This window comes from Microcoleus sp. EPA2, assembly GCA_020882975.1.
Lineage (GTDB): Bacteria > Cyanobacteriota > Cyanobacteriia > Cyanobacteriales > Microcoleaceae > Microcoleus.
Map to the genome: position 1 here is coordinate 129,267 of JAHRFD010000011.1, position 21,691 is coordinate 150,957.

General features: G+C 47.8%; 18 protein-coding genes. 9 read left to right on the plus strand and 9 right to left on the minus strand.

The window, feature by feature from the left end:
- Positions 1-29: 29 nt before the first annotated feature.
- The 3 genes from AAFP14_RS12625 to AAFP14_RS12635 all read right to left on the minus strand — a co-directional run bounded on the left by AAFP14_RS12625 (position 30) and on the right by AAFP14_RS12635 (position 4,270).
- Entirely contained in the window at positions 30-938 is a 909-nt protein-coding gene (locus tag AAFP14_RS12625) for a succinate--CoA ligase subunit alpha (RefSeq protein WP_341732600.1), read from the minus strand.
- Between the two features lie 296 nt (positions 939-1,234).
- On the minus strand, positions 1,235-2,458 hold the full coding sequence (locus AAFP14_RS12630) for an ATP-grasp domain-containing protein (protein ID WP_341732601.1): 1,224 nt from the start codon (positions 2,456-2,458) through the stop codon (positions 1,235-1,237).
- Positions 2,459-2,758: 300 nt separating this feature from the next.
- Positions 2,759-4,270, minus strand: coding sequence for a glycosyltransferase family 2 protein (locus AAFP14_RS12635; protein WP_341732602.1), 1,512 nt, complete (start codon positions 4,268-4,270; stop codon positions 2,759-2,761).
- A 329-nt stretch (positions 4,271-4,599) separates the two neighbouring features.
- Between AAFP14_RS12635 and ebsA the strand changes: the two genes are divergently transcribed.
- The 4 genes from ebsA to AAFP14_RS12655 all read left to right on the plus strand — a co-directional run bounded on the left by ebsA (position 4,600) and on the right by AAFP14_RS12655 (position 11,719).
- On the plus strand, positions 4,600-4,974 hold the full coding sequence (gene ebsA, locus AAFP14_RS12640; RefSeq protein ID WP_341732603.1) for a type IV pilus biogenesis protein EbsA: 375 nt from the start codon (positions 4,600-4,602) through the stop codon (positions 4,972-4,974).
- Positions 4,975-5,266: 292 nt separating this feature from the next.
- On the plus strand, positions 5,267-5,941 hold the full coding sequence (locus AAFP14_RS12645) for a choice-of-anchor L domain-containing protein (RefSeq protein ID WP_341732604.1): 675 nt from the start codon (positions 5,267-5,269) through the stop codon (positions 5,939-5,941).
- Positions 5,942-5,956: 15 nt separating this feature from the next.
- Complete coding sequence (locus tag AAFP14_RS12650; protein ID WP_341732605.1) at positions 5,957-10,153, plus strand: Calx-beta domain-containing protein; 4,197 nt, start codon at positions 5,957-5,959, stop codon at positions 10,151-10,153.
- 477 nt (positions 10,154-10,630) lie between these two features.
- Positions 10,631-11,719, plus strand: coding sequence for a phosphotransacetylase family protein (locus tag AAFP14_RS12655; protein WP_341732606.1), 1,089 nt, complete (start codon positions 10,631-10,633; stop codon positions 11,717-11,719).
- A 33-nt stretch (positions 11,720-11,752) separates the two neighbouring features.
- Here AAFP14_RS12655 and AAFP14_RS12660 read toward each other — a convergent pair whose 3' ends face one another.
- On the minus strand, positions 11,753-11,884 hold the full coding sequence (locus tag AAFP14_RS12660; RefSeq protein WP_341732607.1) for a hypothetical protein: 132 nt from the start codon (positions 11,882-11,884) through the stop codon (positions 11,753-11,755).
- A 245-nt stretch (positions 11,885-12,129) separates the two neighbouring features.
- Between AAFP14_RS12660 and AAFP14_RS12665 the strand changes: the two genes are divergently transcribed.
- Together AAFP14_RS12665 and AAFP14_RS12670 are read left to right on the plus strand one after the other, a co-directional pair.
- Positions 12,130-12,633 carry a DNA recombination-mediator protein A gene (locus tag AAFP14_RS12665; protein ID WP_340525435.1) on the plus strand — a complete coding sequence of 168 codons (504 nt, stop codon included), beginning with the start codon at positions 12,130-12,132 and terminating at the stop codon, positions 12,631-12,633.
- 15 nt (positions 12,634-12,648) lie between these two features.
- Positions 12,649-13,065 (plus strand): MAPEG family protein, encoded by a 417-nt coding sequence (locus AAFP14_RS12670; protein ID WP_341732608.1) that lies wholly within the window; start codon positions 12,649-12,651, stop codon positions 13,063-13,065.
- A 96-nt stretch (positions 13,066-13,161) separates the two neighbouring features.
- Here AAFP14_RS12670 and AAFP14_RS12675 read toward each other — a convergent pair whose 3' ends face one another.
- Positions 13,162-13,305, minus strand: coding sequence for a hypothetical protein (locus AAFP14_RS12675; protein WP_341732609.1), 144 nt, complete (start codon positions 13,303-13,305; stop codon positions 13,162-13,164).
- Positions 13,306-13,321: 16 nt separating this feature from the next.
- On the opposite strand from AAFP14_RS12675, the gene AAFP14_RS12680 reads away from it, so the two are divergent.
- A complete protein-coding gene (locus AAFP14_RS12680; RefSeq protein WP_341732610.1) occupies positions 13,322-13,813 on the plus strand; it encodes a YajQ family cyclic di-GMP-binding protein in 492 nt (163 codons plus the stop codon).
- 46 nt (positions 13,814-13,859) lie between these two features.
- Here AAFP14_RS12680 and murG read toward each other — a convergent pair whose 3' ends face one another.
- Positions 13,860-14,924: an undecaprenyldiphospho-muramoylpentapeptide beta-N-acetylglucosaminyltransferase gene (gene murG, locus AAFP14_RS12685; protein WP_341732611.1), complete on the minus strand. Its 1,065-nt coding sequence runs from the start codon at positions 14,922-14,924 to the stop codon at positions 13,860-13,862.
- A gap of 210 nt (positions 14,925-15,134) precedes the next feature.
- Here murG and AAFP14_RS12690 point away from each other — a divergent pair, with 210 nt between their 5' ends.
- Together AAFP14_RS12690 and AAFP14_RS12695 are read left to right on the plus strand one after the other, a co-directional pair.
- Positions 15,135-16,052: a nuclear transport factor 2 family protein gene (locus AAFP14_RS12690; RefSeq protein WP_341732612.1), complete on the plus strand. Its 918-nt coding sequence runs from the start codon at positions 15,135-15,137 to the stop codon at positions 16,050-16,052.
- 93 nt (positions 16,053-16,145) lie between these two features.
- Complete coding sequence (locus tag AAFP14_RS12695; protein WP_341732613.1) at positions 16,146-16,928, plus strand: SDR family oxidoreductase; 783 nt, start codon at positions 16,146-16,148, stop codon at positions 16,926-16,928.
- Positions 16,929-17,868: 940 nt separating this feature from the next.
- On the opposite strand, the gene AAFP14_RS12700 is transcribed toward AAFP14_RS12695, so the two are convergent.
- The 3 genes from AAFP14_RS12700 to AAFP14_RS12710 form a co-directional block, all read right to left on the minus strand.
- Complete coding sequence (locus AAFP14_RS12700; protein ID WP_341732614.1) at positions 17,869-18,090, minus strand: hypothetical protein; 222 nt, start codon at positions 18,088-18,090, stop codon at positions 17,869-17,871.
- Positions 18,087-19,856, minus strand: coding sequence for a S8 family peptidase (locus tag AAFP14_RS12705; RefSeq protein ID WP_341732615.1), 1,770 nt, complete (start codon positions 19,854-19,856; stop codon positions 18,087-18,089). Before AAFP14_RS12705 ends, AAFP14_RS12700 begins: the two co-directional genes overlap by 4 nt.
- A 443-nt stretch (positions 19,857-20,299) precedes the next feature.
- Positions 20,300-21,691, minus strand: a 1,392-nt coding sequence (locus tag AAFP14_RS12710) for a calcium-binding protein (protein WP_341732616.1), incomplete at its 5' end; no start/stop codon positions are given.

Consider the following 21,691-nt stretch of genomic DNA (forward strand, 5'->3'; position numbering starts at 1 on the left):
GCAGAAACCAGGAAGAAAGCCGATCGGATTTAGGAAACGTCTTGATTTTTCTTGAGTAATTTATCGATCAACTTAGGTATCTCCGAAGGTCGAGAAGCGACTGGGATATTTGCCTCTTCAAAGGCAGCCATTTTATTTTCTGCACTCACCCCAAAGGCAGTCCGCGCAGCAGCCCTAGAGCTGATCAGGATGCCGGCGTGGCCCAAAGACGGCCCTTTGGGAGCATAGCGGCCAGCCAGGTAAGCCACCACGGGTTTGTCGATCGCCTCAGCGATATAAGAAGCAGCAGCTTGTTCGCTCCAGCCACCAACTTCCCCCACCAACACGATCGCCTCCGTAGTCTCATCTTCGTCCAAAATTTGCAGCCACTGCATAAAAGAAGAACCCACAATCGCATCACAGCCAATACAAACAGCCATCGACTGTCCCAACCCCGCATTAGTCAGTTCTAGAGCCACCTCGTAAGTCAAAGTGCTGCTGCGGCTGATAATCCCCACCGGGCCGGGAGTGTAAAACTCCTTGGGATGAGTTCCCAACAATAACTTGTCAGGCACAATAATTCCCGGACTGTTGGGCCCAATCACCAAAGTTTCCATAGCTTCAGCTTTTCTGACTAAGCGCACCATATCCAGAGGAGGCACTCCAGGAGTAACGATCGCGATTTGCCGAATGCCAGCAGCGATCGCTTCCAGGGCCGCATCCAGCACCCAGTAGGGTTCCACCAAAATCACCGTGGTATCAATGTGCCCCACCGCCGCCACAGCTTGTTCCACCAAATCAAAAACCGGAATTCCCTCCAACTCCTGCCCGCCCCTACCGGGACTGACACCAGCCACTACATTTGTGCCGTAGGCTTTCATCATCAGCCCCACAAGGGTTGACGCGGGAGATTCTGTAATGCCTTGTATGAGGACTTTACTCTCAGGAGTTAAATTCATTTTTTATATCGCAGAAGAAGGAAGAAGGAAGAAGGAAGAAGGAAGAAGGAAGAAGGAAGAAGTCATATAAAATCCTCTCTTCATCGGAATTATTAAACTCTCTCTTCTCTTCCTTCGCGTCATAAGCGCCTTCGCGGTTAAATCATTCCGATACAACCGGAATTGATATCACCCCCCCAAGGGGAGAAAAGAAGGAAGAAGGAAGAAGGAAGAAGGAAGAAGGAGCAAGGAAGTTTGCCCAACTACGGAGTCGATCGGCCCTTGATTGAAGGTTTCTATAGTGTCTGGGCTTCCCGCTATTTAGCTAAAGACACAGCTTGTGCTACGGCCTGATCCAAAGTGCTCGCTAGTTGCACAGGCAACTGCCCCAAACGCTTTTTCACCCCATCTCGATCGATCGCCACCAAGAGCAGCACCACCTGAACTTGGCGATTGGCACGGGCTTTCCGTTCCAGATAGCCTACCACTGCCGAGATAGTCGCCTCGCTGGCTGCGGTACTAGCCAAAATATTCACCAGCACCACCTTCACGCTTTTATCCTGAGAGACTAACTCCAGAGATAACTCTAAGCGATCGCGCAGGGTCTTGGTTCCATCGTAGCGGTCTAGGGAACCGAGATTCACAAAATTAGCTGGTTTGCCTCCTTCGTGAGTCACCGCATCCAAAGTCGCCATTGTCAAACCCACCCCGTTGCACAACACCCCAATATTCCCGTCTAGTTCCACCAAGTTCAAAGATTCAGAATTGGAGAATTGGGATTGAGAACTCCCTCCCAATTCCAAGGGGGAGTGCAGCAAGTTCGAGTGGGCACTCCGGCGATCGGCCTGACGTCTCTTGTCTCCTGGGAGCTTGCTATCTGCTTTCTTTTCCCCCAGTGCCACCAAGTCGGGATGACGTCCCAAGGCATCATTATTGGCACTGACTTTACCGTCTAGAGCCATTACCTCTCCCTTGGGACTGATGCCGAGAGGATTGATTTCTACTAAATCTAAATCTTTTGCGACAAACAGCCCATACATTTTTTCCACAATCGTGCTGACTGATTGAATCAGATCTCCCTGCAATCCCATTTTCAGCATCAATCGCCTCGCGTAGAAAGGCGAAAATTCTTGGTCTACAACAACTTGCTGCATTTTCTCGATCGACCCTTCCACATCCATACCTCCTTGTTGCGAGCCCAGAAGTACGGGGCGTCGCGCTACGGGATCTAGCAATACAGCCAAGTACAATTCTTGGTCTGCGTTGTACTTTGCCTCTGCTAGCAGGACTTCGGGATACTCCGATTCGATCGGCAAATTAAAAATTGTCTGAGCCGCAGCCACCGCATCGATCGTATTTTCCACAAACTTCACCCCACCGGCCTTACCCCGTCCCCCCGCCCGCACTTGGGACTTGAGTACGACTGGGTAGGGAATCTTCAGCCCTTTGAGGTCTGCCGGATTGTCAATCCGCTGGGAGGGCAGAACCGGAATTGCCATCTGACGAAATAAAGCTTTAGCTTGGTACTCTAACAAATCCATTATCAATAACTGGTGACTCGTAGTTGGCAACAAGCAATTGGTAATTCGCAATCTATCAATTAATCCTAATTGATAGATAGTAATTGGTGTTTTGTCAAGTTCAAATTTAAAAATCTTGGCGATATTTATAATTTACGACTTTTGTATTACCGATTACTTATTTGCTTTTACCCATCGACTCTTGTGTATTTTTTTGATAAAAGACATTTTCTTTTAAAATTCTACCATCATTAGTGAGTAGAATTCTAATTGTTGATATTTTCCTTAATCCTGGTCATTTTAGATGATTTTTTGCCAGTTTTAGTTGCTACTAGCAGTGCCTTGATGGACTGTTTTCACCCATTTTAACTGTTTAGGACGCACGGAAACCCTAGCTGTCACAGCACCTACTAGCAGCCAGTGAAGCATATATACAGTAGACAACAGGGTTTGCATCAAGGTGGCAAAAACTCTTTTGAGGTCAAATTTGGTCTCTTGGCGAGTGCGACGCAAACCGACAAACATTCCCACCAGAGACAGGGTAATAGTCATGAAAGTTAGGGGACTGGCGATCGGCATTCGGCGCAGTACGATCGACATCAAAAAGTCGGGTACAGCTACTGTGGGCAACAAATACTGAGATACCCAAAATCCAAATAAATCCCAAGTTTTCCCCGTTCCCATGCGGTTACGAACAATGAGCTGCCAGTAGTCAAGATAACGCTGATAGCCACCTTCTGCCCAGCGATTGCGCTGATGCCAAAGAGCCTGGGCGTTGGTGACTCCTTCTTCAGATACGGGGGGAACAGCCAAAAATTCAATATCCCACCGCTCTAAGTGCAGCCTGATTGTTAAATCCAAATCGTCGGTAATCGTCTCCTCGTTCCAACCTCCGCAGCTTTCCAAGGCTGTGCGGCGCATAAATTGACCGTTACCGCGCAATTCTCCAATACCACCGATCGCAATCCGTTGTTGTTGGAAAAAACTGTCCAGCGCCATTTCTGCTTCTTGGCTGCGAGTCCAAAAATTTAGGGGAGCATTGGCGATCGATTTTCTGACTTGCACAGCTCCAACTTGAGCTCGATCGAACACCGGCAGTACCAAGCGCAGCAAGTCTGGTGTCACCGTCGCGTCCGCATCAAATACCCCCACAAATTCCCCGCGAGTCAGGGGTAAAACTTGATTGAGGGCTCCCGATTTGCCACCACTGGCATTGGGTCCTCTCCTCCATACTTTGAGTTGCGGGTACTGTTTGGTTAGCTGTTCCAATACCATAGGCGTACTGTCTGTGCTATTATCATCGATCGCCCAAAGTTCATAACGGTCGATCGGGTAATCCAAATTACCAATGGACTGTACCAGTCTGGCAATTACCGCTTCTTCATTTTTCGCAGCTACCAGCAGCGACACGTAAGGCCAATCCTCTTGATTGGATTCTGAAAGAGGCGGCATTGTCGGCTTGGGTGAAGCAAACAAAAATCGAAATGCTTGCATCCACAGCAGTCCCGTCAATCCCCAGACTACCCAAGCACCCCAAGAAACCAAGTGCAAAGTAATCGTTCCGCCCCAAATCACCGTCAGGACTATAGCAGCTTTCCTCCGGCGTCCCTGGTATAATTTTTGAGGAAAAGAGGGAGAATTAGGCAACTTAAGCGCTACCGTTGGATCTGTGGAAACCACATCAAACTTCCTTTCGCCACCGGAGGCTGTAGCAAATATCGTGCCAACCTTCGGGTTTGAGGTCAAACTCTCGTGTTCTTCAGGAGCTAAATCAGGGATATCCAAGTTAAGCTCGCTGCGAACGTCGTTTTCTTGCCAAGAACTCTCCTGCATAGGTTACTTGATTCAATCACCAATAGTTTTGGATTTAATAGACTTCTCCCAAAAAGCCTGTCAAGGACTGGCAGGATGCCTACCCCACAGGAATTATGAGAGATGCCTAGTAGAGATAAGTATCTACTCTATCAGTTTCTGGGATTTTGTCGAAAGCTGACGGAGAGAGCAACTCAGCCCCACTCTGCTGACACTGATGCTCTACCAATTTTTTTTCTAAGTAAATCCACTTAATTTAACCTCAGATACGGATGGCTAAAAAGCTTGCTGAATGAGCATTTTTCCTTTTTCCTTCTGCCTTGGACCAATCGATATTCTACTTAACAAATATGTCTATTCCTCAACTCAAGCCCGCTGATGAAAAAGAATCAAAAGTCTATGCACCTTTTTTTCCAGAGCAGAGGCGCAAGTCTTTACCCTACGCTATAGCTCTGTACAAGCTCAAAACCTTGGAAGGTGCCAGAAAAATTGAAGGTGGCGAGGAGATTCCGTTTGTAGCTAGTTGGAATATTTCATCACTGCCGATCGATTTGACCCGCTGTCGAGTGTTGTTTGACGGCAATGCTGAACTCAGCTACGAAGTAACTATGCAAAGCTCTGATTTTGTGAATTGCTTGATTGAGGTACTAATGATTTTTCAGCGCACTCGCACCGTCGATTTTTCTAAAGTTTTTTACCGGAAGCTAATGCGCATGGATGAGTAATTTTTACCACACCCCTACTCTCGAAGTTCTGCAATAGACTGGCGCTATAACTGGCGCATCAGTAGTGTAAATCGACCACCACATCGACTTTACACTACTGGTGCGCCATTCCTATTTGACAAACCTGCAATAGTAAGTGAGTTGTTCGATTATTTCATGTAAAAACTGCTGTATTTGTTGTCGAACAGCGCCCAAGCCTATTTCTGACATTTGTGTGCGATCGATCTGCAACACAAATTTCCCCAACTAAATATCAACTTAAAACCGACAAATATTTGCAAAGAGGTAGATTATGACTCTGATCACTAAAAATCTCAACCCTCCTGCTTTGACTGCCCAGCAACTTGCCGAATTTATCGTGGGAGATACAGGCAATGTCGTTCCGGGCAGTGCGAAATTTACGGGTGACAATCGGGCGGCTGGCACTTTCGGCGGTGGAATATCAGAAGGGATAAATGTCGAAGCAGGGGTGATTTTCAGCACCGGAGAGATTGCGAAGGCTAATGGGCCTAATAATTCAGACACCACGAGTTCCAGCTTAGCGAGTGCCGGCGATCCAGTGACTCTCGACCCCCTTGTTGCTCCTGAAACAACAAAAAATGCTGCTATTTTAGAGTTTGAATTCATACCCAAGCAAAGTCAGTTTAGTTTGGAATACGTGTTTGCTTCGGAAGAATACAATGAGTTTGTTAACCAGTTTAACGATGTCTTTGCCTTTGTCCTGAATGGCATCAACATTCCCTTGATTCCTGGGACGAACCAACCAGTTTCCATCAACACTATTAATAAAAACAAAAACTCAGCATTTTACATAGACAACGACCCGACTACATTTGGTTTGGGGAAGACTCCTCATAACACCCAGTTTGACGGTTTTACCAAGTTGTTAACCGCTCAAGGAACCGCGATCCCGAATATCACGAATAAACTGAGGATTGCGATCGCCGACACTCGCGATAGTGCCTAGGACTCGGCAATTTTCTTGAACGTTCCGCCCAGCTTCAATTTCTCCCAGCCTACATATCAAGTCAAGGAAGATGGAAAAGTAATCGGGGCAGCAGTTACCATCAACCGCACAGGAATTACTAACGGCACTTCCAAGATCGACGTAAAATTAACTAACGGCAGCGCCACAGGCGGAGCTACCTTGGGATTGGGAGTAGATTTTGTATTCACCACCCAAACCGTCAACTTTGCCCCCAATCAAACTACTGCCGAACTTATCGTTCCCATCAACGATGACAGCTTAGTCGAACCGACAGAAAATCTCACCCTGACATTAACAAATCCCGCCAATGCCAGGATCGGCATCACCCAGAATACTGCGACCTTAAATATTACCGACAACGACACCACAGGGATTACCATTACCTCAAGCGGTGGCAACACGGCTGTCACCGAAAGTGGCACCACAGACACCTACACAGCGGTACTTAACAGCCAGCCGACAAGCCTAGTAATTCTGACTGTTAAACCGGACAAGCAGACAGATTTGGGGACTGGTGGGGGAAACCCGATCGCCCTCAACTTCACCCCCGCCAACTGGAATGTCCCGCAAACCGTCACTGTCAAGGCAGTGGACGATGATGTCACTGAAGCGAACCCCCACACCAGCACGATTCTCCACACAGCCAGCAGTGCCGATCCCAACTACGACGGCAGCACCCCACCCCTCAGAATAGACGGTACTGCTATTGCTACCCTCACAGCTAACATCACAGACAACGACACTCCACAGGTAAAAATTACCGAAACTGGCGGCACCACTAAAATCGGCGAAGGCGGAGCTAGCGATAACTATACGGCGGTGTTAACCAGCCAGCCAACGGCCGATGTTACTGTCACCGCCTCCCCAGACAGCCAAAGCGATGTAGGGGCAGGAGGCGGAAACCCGATCGCCCTGAAATTTACTCCTGACAACTGGAACGTGCCTCAACTGGTCACTGTGCAAGCCGTGGACGATACTGTAGACCAAGGCGCGCACACCAGTACGATCGCCCACAAAGTCACCAGTACAGACGCGAAATACAACCTGATTGCTACGGCCTCGGTGATTGCCCAAATTACTGACAACGATACCGCCGGAGTCACCATTACTCCTCAAAACACCAATGCTACCGAAGGCGGGGCCACAGGCAGTTACAAGGTAGCGCTGACTAGCAAACCGACTGCGCCAGTTAAGGTCAACTTCAATACGGGCTTTCAAATCGATTCGATTTCCACATTTACCTTCACCTCAGACAACTGGAATCTACCCCAGACAGTCACAGTGAAAGCTACCGACGACAGTTTAGTCGAAGGAACTCACAGCGCTAGCATCAGTCACAGCATTGACCCTAGCAGTGCTGCGGAATACAAGTCTGTGGCGATCGCGCCCGTTACAGTTTTGATCGTGGACAACGACACACCTACTGCTGCTGGAGTAAAAATCTCTCCTACAAGCACTACAGCGGCAGAAGGCGGTGTCAATGGCAGTTACAGTGCGGTATTGACTTCCAAGCCTGGAAGCGACGTTAAAGTTAGCTTCGCCACAGACAGTCAAATCGAAGCGATCGCCTCCTTCACCTTCACTAGCGCTAACTGGAACCTGCCTCAAACCGCCACAGTCAAAGCAGTGGACGACTCGGCTGTGGAAGGAACGCAGCTTAGCACCATCACTGCCAGCGCTAGCAGTACAGATCTGGCTTACAACAAGATCGGCATTCCCAAAGTTGATGTATTGTTGATCGACAACGACTCCCCCGGCATCGCCGTCACTCCTAATAGCACCAATGCAGCAGAAGGCGGTGCAACGGGCAGTTACAGCATTGTCCTCACCAAGGCCCCGACGGCTAATGTCACCGTCAACTTCGCAGCGGGCAGTCAAATCAATGCGATCGCGCCTCTGGTTTTCACTCCCGCTAACTGGAATGTGCCGCAAACAGTAACGGTGACAGCTACCGACGACACTGTTGTTGAAGGAGCTCACAGCGCCACAATCAGCCACAGCGTGGCCACAGGCAGTGCTGCTGAATACTTGCCAGTGGCGATCGCCCCCGTTAGTGTCAGCATCACCGACAACGACACAGCTACTACTCCTGCTGGCATCACTGTTACTCAAACAGGCGGCAGCACCATTGTTGCCGAAGGTGGTGCAACCGACACCTATCAAGTAGCGCTCAACAGCCAACCCAAAAATGATGTTAAAGTTAGCTTCGCCACAGACAGTCAAATAGAAGCGATCGCCTCCTTCACCTTCACTAGCGCTAACTGGAACCTGCCTCAAACCGCCACAGTCAAAGCAGTGGACGACTCGGCTGTGGAAGGAACGCACCTGAGCACCATTATTTCCAGCGCTAGCAGCACCGATCTGGCTTACAACAAGATCGGCATCCCCAAAGTTGATGTCTTGATTCTCGACAATGACTCCCCCGGCATTGCCGTCACTCCCACCAGTACCAATGCCGCAGAAGGCGGTGCAACGGGCAGTTACAGCGTGGTTCTCACCAAAGCGCCGACGGCTAATGTCACCGTCAACTTCGCCGTGGGCAGTCAAATAGATGCGATCGCGCCTCTGGTTTTCACTCCGGCTAACTGGAATGCAGCCCAAACTGTCACCGTCAAAGCTACCGACGACACCATAGTGGAAGGAACCCACACCGGGTTGATTTTTTCCAGCGTCGCCCCCGACAGCGCTACCGAATACTTGCCAGTGGCGATCGCGCCCATTAGCGTCACCATCGCCGACAACGACATCGCCCCGCCGACACCGACACCAGTCATCAATTTTTCGCCCACCATTATCGTGCCGCCGACACCGACACCAGTCATCAATTTTTCGCCCACCATTATCGTGCCGCCGACACCGACACCAGCCATCAATTTTTCGCCCACAATTATCGTGCCACCGACGCCGACACCCCCACCAACTCCTGCGCCGACGCCGACACCCCCACCAACTCCTGCGCCGACACCGACACCCCCACCGACGCCGACACCAACCCCAACCCCCCTCTCGGAAACAACTCCTGTCCTAACCCCGCAGCCAACCGAAGATCCAGATTGCATTTGCGCGCAAATTACCTTACCGGAGATCGGGCGTCTTCAGGGTTTCAATCCTGTTGACAACAACCTGGTTGGTGGAGATACAAACGAGACCCTTACTGGCGGCAGTGGCGGTGACGGCATCAATGGTTTGCCTGGAGACGATGTTCTTGTGGGTTTGGCTGGGAACGACAACCTCTTTGGGGGATTGATCAGCAACATTCCTGTTGGGCCTTCTGTCGATCGCGACTTGCTAGACGGTGGGCCCGGTGACGACTACCTCAACGGTCAAGCAGGCTACGACACCCTGTTAGGCGGTGAGGGCAACGACGCTGGTTTCGGTGGCAAAGATAACGACGCCATCTGGGGCGGACTCGGTGCTGACACCCTTGAGGGCGAGGAAGGAAACGATACTCTTTACGGTGGCACGAACAGCCAATCTGACCGCGATCGCGCCGGAAACGACTTGTTATTCGGTGGCACAGGAAATGACTTACTCTACGGTCAAGATGCCTCTGATAGTCTTTCTGGCGGTGAGGGGAGCGATACTGCCCGTGGTGGCAAAGGGAACGATGTAATTTTAGGCGATAGTGGCAGCGACTCGCTGTTGGGCGACCAAGGCAATGACTCTATCTGCGGCGGCGAGGGCGATGACACGGTATATGGGGATATCGGCAGCCCCCTGCCTATCGGGGTTGTTGGCGGTCAAGACCAAGTGTGTGGCGGGGAAGGCAATGACCTGCTGTTCGGCAATGAAGGGAGCGATACCATCAACGGCGATGCTGGCAACGATACGATTTTGGGGGGCAAAGACAGTGACAGCTTGGTGGGTGGTGCTGGCAACGACGTGTTGATTGGCGATGAGGGCAGTGATACTTTGCTCGGTGGCAGCGGGCGCGATTTATTTTTCTTGACATCAGGACAAGGAAGTGATACCATTTCTGATTTCAGGAAAGGGGAAGATTTGCTAAGTTTAGCCGGCGGTTTGACTTTCGCTCAACTGAGCATTAGCCACAGTACAAACGGGCAAGATGCCAGTCCCACTACATTCATCAGAATTGCCAACTCTGGGGAACTCTTAGCCGTTTTGAATGGGGTGCAAGCAAGCGCGATCGCGCCCTCAGATTTCGTTCAAATTTTGCGACTCGGTAGTTGAGAAGACAACGCCTACGGCGCTGGCGATCGAAACTCAATCTACAGCCCTTGAACTTCGATCGGGCTGGCATCGAATCAACCTTTGGGCGATCAAAATGCCAGCCCACTGCACCAGACAATTGATCTGTTTAGGCAAGATCTACCAGTCCCCTCCTAAACAGTTTATTGCTGGCAGCACCAGATATCAGTTTGAACGATCGCGCTCCCACTAATAATTAATCACTAATAATACCTATCGATTTAAAAGTATAAATCGAGTATAATATTATTGCAAAATTGAGTGGCAGTGCAGAAATACTGTTGAATAAACTAAATTTATTGAAATATAACGGTTCTCAAAGCAGTGAAGTTCAAAATAGAGAGGTTGGGTTGAGGTTCCCGTTACCCAATTCTTCATTTAAAATAAGGTGTTGGGTTTGGCGATCGCAAGAGTCTAACCTACTTCATCTATTTGAGAAACGCTATAGACAGGTGCAAATTGAGGAGTAAAGGCTTACCGAAATTGACTAAATATTTACTGATCGGTTCCACTAAAGCTTACAGTGGCAAGTCCGCTATCGCCCTGGGGATAGCACTCGGACTCCGGGAACAAGGATTGACCGTCGCCTACGGCAAACCCCTGGGAACTTCTTTTAACTCTGATGAACCTGGTGCCCAAGAGGAAGACGTGCGCTTCGCGATCGAGACCCTGAAGCTCAAAGATACCCAAATGCCATCTACTCTGCTTGCTTTGGACGAAGAGACTGTTCACAAGCGACTGCTAGGAGAAGATCAGACCGATTACCGCCAGTCTCTAGCACAATATGTCCAATGCCAAAATACAGATGTAGTGCTGCTAGAAGGTCCTGCTAATTTAGAGGAAGGCACTCTATTTGACTTGTCTTTGCCTCAAATAGCCCAGGCCGTTGATGCCTCTGTGCTGCTGGTGACACGCCCGATCGATCTGTTTGTAGATGATTTGCTGTCAGCTAAGCAACGTTTAGGTTCCCGTTTGCTAGGTGTCGTCCTCAACGACGTTCCCTCCGACAAACTCGAATCCATCGCCGCCACTGTGCGACCTTTTCTGGAAGCAAAAGGAATTCCTGTGTTGGGAATGCTACCCAGAAGCGCTTTGCTACGCAGTGTCAGCGTCAAAGAATTGGTTCACCAATTGAAAGCTGAGGTACTCTGTCGCCCAGACCGCTTGGACTTGATGGTCGAAACCTTGACAATTGGTGCAATGAATGTTAGTTCCGCTCTCAAGTATTTCCGCAAAGCTAGAAATATGGCAGTGGTGACAGGGGGCGATCGCACCGACATCCAGTTAGCAGCTCTGGAAAGCTCGACTCAGTGCTTAATTCTGACAGGACACTTGCCTCCTTCTCCCCTAGTCATCGGCAGAGCAGAAGAAATGGAAATTCCAGTGTTGTCTGTAGATTTAGATACCTTAACCACTGTGGAAATTATCGACAGCACCTTTGGCAACGTGCGCCTGCACGAAACCATTAAGGTGGAATGCGTTACTCAACTAATGGCAGAGCATTTTGACATTAACGCAGTGATGGCTTCCCTAACCCTGGGTGATTAAATTCCTATCTAAGGAAAAAATAAGTAGCCAGAATCAAAAAGGAAGTCTCCTTTTTTGATTCTTCCTACCTTCTGCTTTTGATTCAGACGATCGTTGACTGTTAACAGCTAACTGTTCGATCGTTCCGATGCCACCGGAAACCATAGCAGTGGTAAAATTCATCATTCTGCCGGCCAATAGCAAAATTCTGGACTCAAGAAGTTTTTAGTCCCCCAAACCATTGATTTTATGGCATTGACCTTCTTCCTTGTGGCTTTTTGCTAGTTCCGGGTGGTATATTTGTGATGAGAGGATTTATTCCTCCTCCAGTGCGATCGGGTAAATCTGTAATTCTTAACTTCTTTTTGGCTGCAATAGCTATTCCGTCTGCTAGAATCCACAACGTAGTTTTATTTAATTTAATAAATTCTTTGAGTCAATCAATTGAGCTACCCAGAGTTGATGATTTTTTACAAGAACTTGCGGCAATCCAGCAAACAAGCTCCAAGCGGCTTGCTCTTTTGGGTTCTCGCCATGTTCCAATTACCCACCAGCAGCTAATTGAGATGCTGAGCTACGCCTTAGTTTTGTCTGGTAATCAGCTCATAACTTCTGGCGCTACAGGCACCAATTCAGCCGCAATTCGCGGGGCGATGCGAGCAGATCCCAATCTGCTGACGGTGATTTTGCCACAAAGCATGAGCCGCCAGCCACGAGAGTCTCGCGAGCAGCTAGAACAAGTGATACATTTGGTAGAAAATCCCAAAAATGACAGTTTGTCTCTCCCAGAAGCAAGCGCCCTGTGCAATCAGGAGATTATTTCTCGGTGTCAGCAACTGCTCTGTTTTGCTTTTCACGAAAGTCACACTTTGCTGAAAACTTGTCAGGATGCAGAGGAACAGCGCAAGGTCGTTACTCTATTCTATTTTGATTGAAATACGAGGCGGATAATGCTATTGGGATTACCTGTTTCGGTTATTCTGCTTGATTGTATTGTTGCTGCTGCCGCCCTGGTGTACGCCCCGTTTTTAGTGGTTGCCTACGCCCGCTTGCAGCTAGGCTACGATCAAGCCGCGCCCCGCGCTATGTTTGATAAATTACCTGCTTACGCTCAACGGGCTACTTGGGCTCACCAAAATTCCTTTGAGACGTTTATGCTGTTTTCAGCGGCAGCTTTGATGGCTTTTGTGACTGGGGTAAATTCGGAAGTGGCTGGTTGGGCTGCGATCGCTTTTACGATCGCCCGGTTGTTGTTTTCCGTTTTCTATATCCTGAATGTACCACTGGGGCGATCGCTCATGTTTGCCATTAGTTCTTCTTGCACTGTCACTCTATTTTATTTCAGTTTGATGGCTGTTAATAACTAATTCTTATTGGTGATTAGTTGTTGCTTATTGGTTGTTGGTGATTGGTGATTGGTGATTGGTGATTGGTGATTGGTTGTTGGTTATTGGTTATTTGTATTAATTCCAATCGCCAATCTCCCAATTCCCTCCCCCCTTGGGGGGCAGACCAATTCCCCAATTCCCCAATTCCCCAATTCCCAATTCCCAATTCCCCAATTCCCCAATTCCCCAATTCCCAATTCCCAATTCCCCATTCCCCATTCCCCACTATCACTTTATGGCCGCCAGTTATTCCTTTGATATTGTGAGCGACTTCGACCGTCAAGAATTAGTTAATGCTGTTGACCAAACAACACGAGAAATTCAAAGTCGCTACGACCTGAAAGACACCAAAACCACGGTGGAACTTGGTGCTGAATCCATTATTATCAATACGGACAGTGAATTCACATTGGATGCAATTCACACTGTTTTGCAAACAAAAGCTGCCAAACGCAATTTGTCTCTGAAAATTTTTGATTATGGCAAAATTGAAGCTGCTAGTGGCAGTCGGGTGCGCCAAGAAATTAAACTCAAAAAAGGTATTGACCAGGAAATTGCCAAAAAAATTACTAAATTAATTCGAGATGAATTTAAAAAAATTCAAGGCTCGATTCAAGGTGACGCGGTGCGGGTTTCTGCCAAGGATAAAGATGATTTGCAGTTGGTAATTCAACGATTGAAGCAAGAAGATTACCCAGTAGCTTTGCAGTTTACCAATTATAGGTAAAGTTTTGAAAACCAACTCAAAGATGCAATTGAGATTTAGCCGGATTTTAGTTAGCTACCAATTCCCTAACCAAATTAGCCAAACGCTCTGCACTGTCTGTCACAGCTAATTGAGCAGCAGCCTGGGACATTTTTGTCAAATATTGAGTGTCGCTAAGTAAATGTAAAACTTTAGTTTGCAAAATATCAGCAGTTAATTCACTTTGACGAAATACCAAGGCCGCTCCCGAAGCGGCAAATACTTCAGCATTAAAACTTTGGTGGTTGTCAGCAGCGAAAGGAAAAGGAATTAAAATAGCAGGCATTCCCGTCACTGCTAATTCTGTCATCGCACTAGCACCCGATCGACTAATTGCTAAATTTGCCCGCTGCAATAAACCAGCTACATTATCATAAAATGGCATCGATATATATTGTGCGTGCTGCAAACTTTCAGCATCCGGGTCATTATTTCCGGTGAGGTGAACCACCCAAGCACCAGCCTCAAACCAAGCAGGAGCACACTGTCTCACTAACTGATTAACTGCGACAGCACCTTGAGAGCCACCCATGACTAAAATTACAGGTACCTTGTCAGGAATGGGTAAATTGAGAGGTTCGCGAGTCAGGAATTGCGATCGCACGGGCGTACCAGCAAACACTGTTTTGGCGCGGGGTAAATACTGGGCTGCGGCCTCAAACCCGATCGCCACTGCACTGCAAATAGGACTAAACCAACGAGTCACCTTACCCGGAAAAACATTAGATTCGTGAAGAATTACCGGCAAACCCAAAGAGCGAGCGGCCAAAATTGCCGGTGCTGCGATGTAACCTCCGGTAGTAAATACTCCCTGAAAATTTCCCTGTTTGAGCAATCGGCGCACTTGGAGAATCGAGCTGGCGAGACCACCTAAAATTCTCACTGTACCGAGTCCCAATCGCTGCTGAAAGCCTTCAACGGCGATGGTGTGGAGGGGGTAAAGGGAGGGGACTAACTGAGTCTCCATGCGGTCGGGAACTCCCAGCCATTCGATGTGACAGTCATGCAACTGTTGAGCGGTGGCGATCGCCGGAAATAAATGTCCTCCTGTGCCACTAGCTGCAATCAACAACCGGATAGGAGATTTAGTCAAGGTATTTGTCTCGGTTACAAGTTCCACAGCTCGATCGATTTTGGGTTTAAGGTTTTAGATTATTATGCTGATTTTTCCGGCAGTTTCAGCCAATTTCCCATCAGCCATCTAAAATTAGATAGTGCCGTGTTCCGCTCAGTTGTCAGTCTTCGTTGCAGGCGAACCATTGTCCGCTTCGCGACCCCTGACAAATAACCAAATTATCATCTAATGCGTAATTTTTTTAATTTAGTGCCAAGTGTATCTCAGTATTGGATCGGCCATCGGCGCAAAAAAGCCGATCGCCGGTACATCCGCCTGTCGGCTGCCCGGAATGTAGTCGAAGGGTCGATCGCCCCTTTGTTGATATGTTTGACAGTTCTCAGTAGTAGCATAGTGCATCCTGCCCAGGCCAGAGCCCAAGGAGTGCGGGAGGCGAATCCCAGAGTACAAGCTCAAACCCCTACAGCGGCACCGGCTGAATTGACAAAACTGCTAACCGAAATTGACGCAGCGGCAAATCGTCGCGATGTCAAAGCAGTAATGGCATTTTATGGTCAAAATTTCACTCATTCTGACGGATTTAACAGTCAGAAGATGGAAACAGCATTAACTCAACTTTGGCAGCGCTATCCCAGTTTAAATTACCGCACAGAGCTCAAATCTTGGAAAGCCGAAGGCAGTGCGATTGTTGCTGAAACCGTGACTACAATCGCCGGCACTCAGAAAAAAGACGGCAGAGACTTAACCCTCAAAGCTACTATTCGTTCTCAGCAACACTTTGAAGATCAAAAAATAGTCAAACAAGAGATTTTAGCAGAACAAACTCAGCTTAGTTCTGGCAAAAATCCTCCCACGATTCAAGTGAACTTGCCAGAGCAAGTTAAGGTGGGTGAAGACTACCACTTTGATGCAATTGTTCGAGAGCCGATCGGGGATGACATTTTAATAGGAACTGTGGTGGAAGCACCAGTCGGCGAGCAAAAATCGATCGAGTCCCCACAAATCGATTTAGAGTTGTTAAATTCCGGGGGAATTTTTAAAGTAGGTAAAGCTCCAGCCACACCTGGAAATCGCTTAGTTTCAGCAGTATTGATGCGACAAGGTGGTATAACCACAGTCACTGTGCGCTTGCGAGTAGTCAAATAAATATGTTATTAGTTATTGGTAACAGGTTATTGGGAAAAACCAAAAACTAACAACTAATAACTAATAACTAATAACTAATAACTAATAAAAAAAATGATTTCTGTCCAAAATCAAATTGTTTTAATTACTGGTGCCAGTAGCGGTATCGGAGCAGCCTGTGCCAAGATATTTGCTAGGGGTGGCGCTAAACTAATTTTAGCAGCGCGGCGCATCGACAAGCTCGATCGACTGGCAAAGGAACTGGTAGAAACCGGATTAATAGCATCGGCAAACCAAATTTATTTGCTAGAGTTAGACGTGCGCGATCGCCCAAAAGTCGAATCCGCTGTAAATACACTACCCGAAGCTTGGAAAGCGATCGATATTCTGATTAACAATGCCGGGTTAAGTAGAGGCTTAGACAAACTACACGAAGGGAACTTTCAAGACTGGGAAGAAATGATTGATACCAATGTAAAAGGCTTGCTTTACATGACTCGCTACATCGTACCCGGAATGGTAAATCGAAATCGCGGTCACGTAATCAATATTGGTTCCATTGCAGGTCGCGAAACCTACCCAAAAGGCAATGTTTATTGTGCTACCAAAGCGGCGGTAAAAGCAATTTCCGAAGGGTTAAAACAAGACCTGTTAGGAACACCAGTCCGAGTAACACAGATAGAACCAGGTTTAGTGGAAACAGAATTTAGCAATGTCAGGTTTCACGGCGACGCAGAAAAAGCCAAAAATGTCTACCAAGGATTAACACCCCTGACTGGTGATGATGTAGCCGATGTCGTGTATTTTTGTGCAACGCGATCGCCCCACGTTAATATTAGCGAAATTTTGCTAGTTCCCACAGACCAAGCCACTGCAACCCTAGTTCACCGAAAATAGTTTGGATTTTTAACTGAGGATTTTCCGGATCTAGATAACATCCCTGGGAAAGTAGATTGGTAGATGCACCCTGATTGATTGATAACTCCCGACCAAACATGGCCGGGTTTTTTGTCTATGACAGCCACAGCGCCCAACATATCCGTCCCTCTGCGGTCAAAAAATCAAATTCATCCTGAACATCCCTCCAGCCCATGAAAAGTAAATAAAGATGCACCCTGATTAATAACCCCAGCCAAATTTGGCCGGGGTTTTTTTTGTCTACTAATATCAAATCCGTTGACCTCAGAATTATGATTTCTCTCTACTCTTTCTCTGTGTCCTCTGTGTTCTCTGTGGTTCAATCATTCCCATACAACCGGAAACGATAATATAACTCCCCACCAAATTTGGCCGGGTTTTTTTTGTTTACTAAAGCCACAGCGCCAAACCTCCGCGTCCTTCTGCGGTAAAAAAAATCCAATTCATCCTGAAAGAGGTCTGAACATAGCGGAGACTAGATTAGTAGATGCACCCTGATTAATTAACTCCCGACCAAATTTGGCCGGGTTTTTTTTGTTTACTAAAGCCACAGCGCCAAACCTCCGCGTCCTTCTGCGGTAAAAAAAATCCAATTCATCCTGAAAGAGGTCTGAACATAGCGGAGACTAGATTAGTAGATGCACCCTGATTAATTAACTCCCGACCAAATTTGGCCGGGTTTTTTTTGTTTACTAAAGCCACAGCGCCAAACCTCCGCGCCCTTCTGCGGTAAAAAAAATCCAATTCATCCTGAAAGAGGTCTAAACATAGCGGAAACTCGATTAGTAGATGCACCCTGATTAATAACCCCAGCCAAATTTGGCCGGGGTTTTTTTTGTCTAGGACAGCCAAGACGATTTTTCAAAGAAACCGGGTTTTTTGCGTCCAGGACTGTTTGCGATCGAAGGAATCATTTAGCCTAAAGCACTTCAAAAGACTGCACCTCAAGCACCGGCCCGATCATCGCAAAAGTCATAATGTCCTTACGCACCAAACCTTTGACACGGACTTTCAAACCCTCTTTTTTCAGTTCAGAAGCAGCATCCTTAAGTTCATAAGTTTCCCCATCTTCGCCCACCAAGGCCCAAGTACCTGGTCCCAAGCCTTGGCGTTCAATTACACCCTTGACTGTAATACTCATGCTGACTGAACCTCTGTTTTAATTGCTAAACGTGCTAGCCCGAAACATAGAAAAGCATTGACAATTAAAAATGTTTGTGCTACTAAACCAGTTCCCAATCCCCAAACACTGGGAGACACAAAAGCATTGACTGCTAAACTGCTAGCAAAGCCGATCGATGTGGCGATCGCAATCCACTTCCACTGTGAATGTCCCAACAGCAACACAATCAAAATCCCCGGAATCAACACACTAGCAAAGATCGGATTCAGGATACTACTGCCATTAATTGCGCCACCAAGTTCGGGAATAGAACTGCCCATCACCCGCAGCGGCCACTGTGGTAGGTCAAATACAAACAAATTTCTGAGGAAAAAGAACCCAGAACTACCAGCCATCAAACCGCCAGAAAAACCCCAAGTCCACTGGAAAGGGAAATAGTTCCGCAACAAGAAAGCCAGCAGATAGGAACCGAGCACCATTGCAATCTTAGGTAACAGCGCCACAGCACCGCCATCGATCCAGAAATGGGGACTGAGATAGCCATTGTCATACAACCAGCGGAAGAAATCGCGGAAGTTGATTTGACCTTTGTGGGCTAGCTGAACAGCCGCGCCAGCATCGAGGTTTCCCGCACCAAAATGGTTGAGGGGGTCTTCCCCCACAACTCGCGCCGATTGCAAAAGTATGCCGCGAATTTGGTCTGGTTCTTTGATGCCGGAGGCTTTGATCAGGGCTGCAACGGCGGCAACGTGGGGAGATGCCATGCTTGTACCTTGGTAGCCTTCAAAAATTTCTGCACCGGTTTCTGGGTCGATCGTACTTTGGAGAATTTTCCCAGTTTCAGAACCACCGGGGGCTGAAATGTCAACTCCCGCGCCGAAATTGGAGTAAGAAGCTTTTTCGTCGTCCGGGCCAAGGGCAGAAACGCCGATGACGTGGGGATAGCGGGCTGGATAGGAGGCGGAACTATCGCCGGAATTGCCGGCGGCTGCGATGACGACAACGCCTTTACTGTGGGCGTAGTCGATCGCCTCTTCCATTAACTGACTTTCGCCACCGCCACCGAGACTCATGTTAATCACATCCGCCCCATTATCCGCCGCAAATTTGATGGCTTCAGCGATGTCAGCAACCGTACCGCCACCACTACCACCCAACACTTTTAGTGGCATTAAGGCTGCTTCGTAAGCAATGCCAGCAACACCGTAATTGTTGTTAGTTGATTGGGCGACTGTACCGGCGACGTGAGTACCATGGCCGTTGTCATCGAAGGCTTCGGCGCGATCGTTTACAAAGTCGTAGCCCGGTACAAATTTGGTTTCTTTTAAGTCCGCAACCGGGGAGATTCCCGTATCAATTATCGCTACTGTTGTGCCACTGCCTTTGGTTTCGTTCCAGGCAGATTCTACATTGATGCTGCGGAGATTCCACTGTTTGTTATACATGGGGTCGTTGGGAATCTCGAAAGCGCTGTAAACGTAGTTTGGTTCAATGTATTCGGTATCTTTAGCCAAATTTGATTTTTTCAGGGCATTTAACAAACTGCGATCGCCCTTGACAACATACACATTATCCTGTTGGGAAAACTCGCTATTGAGTTGGGGATTGACGTGGTACTTGTTGGCGATCGCCTCTACTTGTTTGACAATCTCAACAGCACCAACATCTTCGCGGAAATCCAGCAAAATAGAATCATAGGTCCCTTGAGTCGCCAATCCTGGGAAACTAGAAATTGCCCAGCCGAGGCCGATAAAAAATAAGCACAGAACGAAAAACTTTTTCATGCCAATGATCCTTGTAGGGAAGGCTTGCTCACCACCATAACCCAATTTTAACCCCTTGTCATTGGCACCAACAGCTATCAATTTGCGATGAGGGAATTAAACCCACAGAAGCTGCTAGTGTACCAGCATTGCTGTATTCGGTTAAGTTTCCCCTGACATAAATCTCAAATTTAAAATAGTTTCAAAAGCGCGATCGATTTCAAGCGATCGGTCAAATAATAAGTAAGTCCACCTAATTAAATGCAAGATCCCAATCGCTCAAAAGCTTACTGGCTTGCTATTCTTCACATCGATCTTCTTCCTGAATTTCCCCCCTTGGGGGGGGGGTGACTTGTTCCTTCCACTTAAAAAAATATTTTAAATTTTAGGTGGCATTAAGCCACCTAAAATATTTAGTCTAGTATTCCCGTTCAGTTTAAGAAAGGGAATACTAGAGCAACGGGTTAGAACAAGAACAACTCAGAGTTGCCCGAAGCTCCCAAATTGAGATCGACAGTTGCAAACAAACTGTTGCCACCAACCGTAGAACCATTGCTATCGTAATACAGTTTAGTAACTGCACCATCGTAGAGAGCAATAATCGACGGGCCAGTCAAAGTTGACTCGATCGCACTTACAGTAGCAACGGTGCTGCTATAAGCGTAGAAACTCGAACCCAAAGGCCCAGAACCAGTCGTAAAGGCAGCAAAACCAGTTTTATCGAGGTTAATTACATCATCAGCAGTGCTGTAATTGGTAATTAAATCCCCGCCACCAACAGAAGTTCCAGTGAACACAAACACATCCAAACCAGCACCGCCGTTGAGAACATTAGTTCCCAAACCGCCGATTAAAGTGTCATTTCCGGCACCACCATTGATGGTATCGTTACCAGGGCCACCGAAGAGACTGTCGTTACCATCATCCCCGGAGAGACTATCGTTACCCAAACCACCATTGAAAATATCAGCACCAGAACCGCCGTTCAAAATGTCAGCAAAGTCCGTACCGGTGACGTTATTAACAGCACTATTGCCTGTAAACAATACAGGGGTGGTAAAGTTGTAACCGCCCGCGCCGGAACCGAAGTTGTTAATAGCAACCGGGAAAGTATTTCCAGCAGCAGTCAAGTCAACAATACTGTTATTAGGTGGTGGAGTGGGAGCAGAGCCTAGGGAGCCTGTAAACACAAAGTCCGAGGTGCCCAAACTCACCGCAGCAGTACCAAAGCTAGCCACCGTGGTAGAACCACTCGGTGCAGTACCGTTGGAGTCAAACACCAATACAGTCTCGTTGGCTGCATTGGTAAATACGAAGAAGCCAGGAGTGGTGGAAGTCCCTAGAGCCTTAGTTTGAGCAGCTTCTAAACTGACATAAGTACCGCCGGTGAAAATCACCAACTCTTTGCCAGTCACATCAGGAGCACTACCGCTAACAGCATCAAAGTTAGTGGTAGTCAAATTGCCGAAAGCGCCACTGACGAACTGCAATTTGTCAACTCCAGCAGTAAAGTCAGTAATCGTATCACCGCCTTCACCAGGAGCCTTGTAAACAAACAGATCCGCACCAGAACCACCAGTGAGAATATCAACACCAGAACCACCTGTGATGATGTCCGCAAACGGAGTACCAATCACGGTGTTAGCACTCTCATTGCCTGTAAATAAGACAGGCCCGCTAAAGTTGTAACCGCCGGCGCCGGAACCGAAATTGTTCAAGCCACTGGGGTAAGTATTTCCAGCAGCAGTCAAGTCAACAATACTGTTATTAGGTGGTGGAGTGGGAGCAGAGCCTAGGGAGCCTGTAAACACAAAGTCCGAGGTGCCCAAACTCACCGCAGCAGTACCAAAGCTAGC

Coding starts and splice junctions, on each gene's coding strand:
- AAFP14_RS12625 (WP_341732600.1), bottom strand. CDS start 938: ATGAATTTAACTCCTGAGAGTAAAGTCCTCATACAAGGCATTACAGAA.
- AAFP14_RS12630 (WP_341732601.1), bottom strand. CDS start 2,458: ATGGATTTGTTAGAGTACCAAGCTAAAGCTTTATTTCGTCAGATGGCA.
- AAFP14_RS12635 (WP_341732602.1), bottom strand. CDS start 4,270: ATGCAGGAGAGTTCTTGGCAAGAAAACGACGTTCGCAGCGAGCTTAAC.
- ebsA (WP_341732603.1), top strand. CDS start 4,600: ATGTCTATTCCTCAACTCAAGCCCGCTGATGAAAAAGAATCAAAAGTC.
- AAFP14_RS12645 (WP_341732604.1), top strand. CDS start 5,267: ATGACTCTGATCACTAAAAATCTCAACCCTCCTGCTTTGACTGCCCAG.
- AAFP14_RS12660 (WP_341732607.1), bottom strand. CDS start 11,884: ATGATGAATTTTACCACTGCTATGGTTTCCGGTGGCATCGGAACGATC.
- AAFP14_RS12670 (WP_341732608.1), top strand. CDS start 12,649: ATGCTATTGGGATTACCTGTTTCGGTTATTCTGCTTGATTGTATTGTT.
- AAFP14_RS12675 (WP_341732609.1), bottom strand. CDS start 13,305: ATGGGGAATGGGGAATTGGGAATTGGGAATTGGGGAATTGGGGAATTG.
- AAFP14_RS12680 (WP_341732610.1), top strand. CDS start 13,322: ATGGCCGCCAGTTATTCCTTTGATATTGTGAGCGACTTCGACCGTCAA.
- AAFP14_RS12690 (WP_341732612.1), top strand. CDS start 15,135: ATGCGTAATTTTTTTAATTTAGTGCCAAGTGTATCTCAGTATTGGATC.
- AAFP14_RS12695 (WP_341732613.1), top strand. CDS start 16,146: ATGATTTCTGTCCAAAATCAAATTGTTTTAATTACTGGTGCCAGTAGC.
- AAFP14_RS12700 (WP_341732614.1), bottom strand. CDS start 18,090: ATGAGTATTACAGTCAAGGGTGTAATTGAACGCCAAGGCTTGGGACCA.
- AAFP14_RS12705 (WP_341732615.1), bottom strand. CDS start 19,856: ATGAAAAAGTTTTTCGTTCTGTGCTTATTTTTTATCGGCCTCGGCTGG.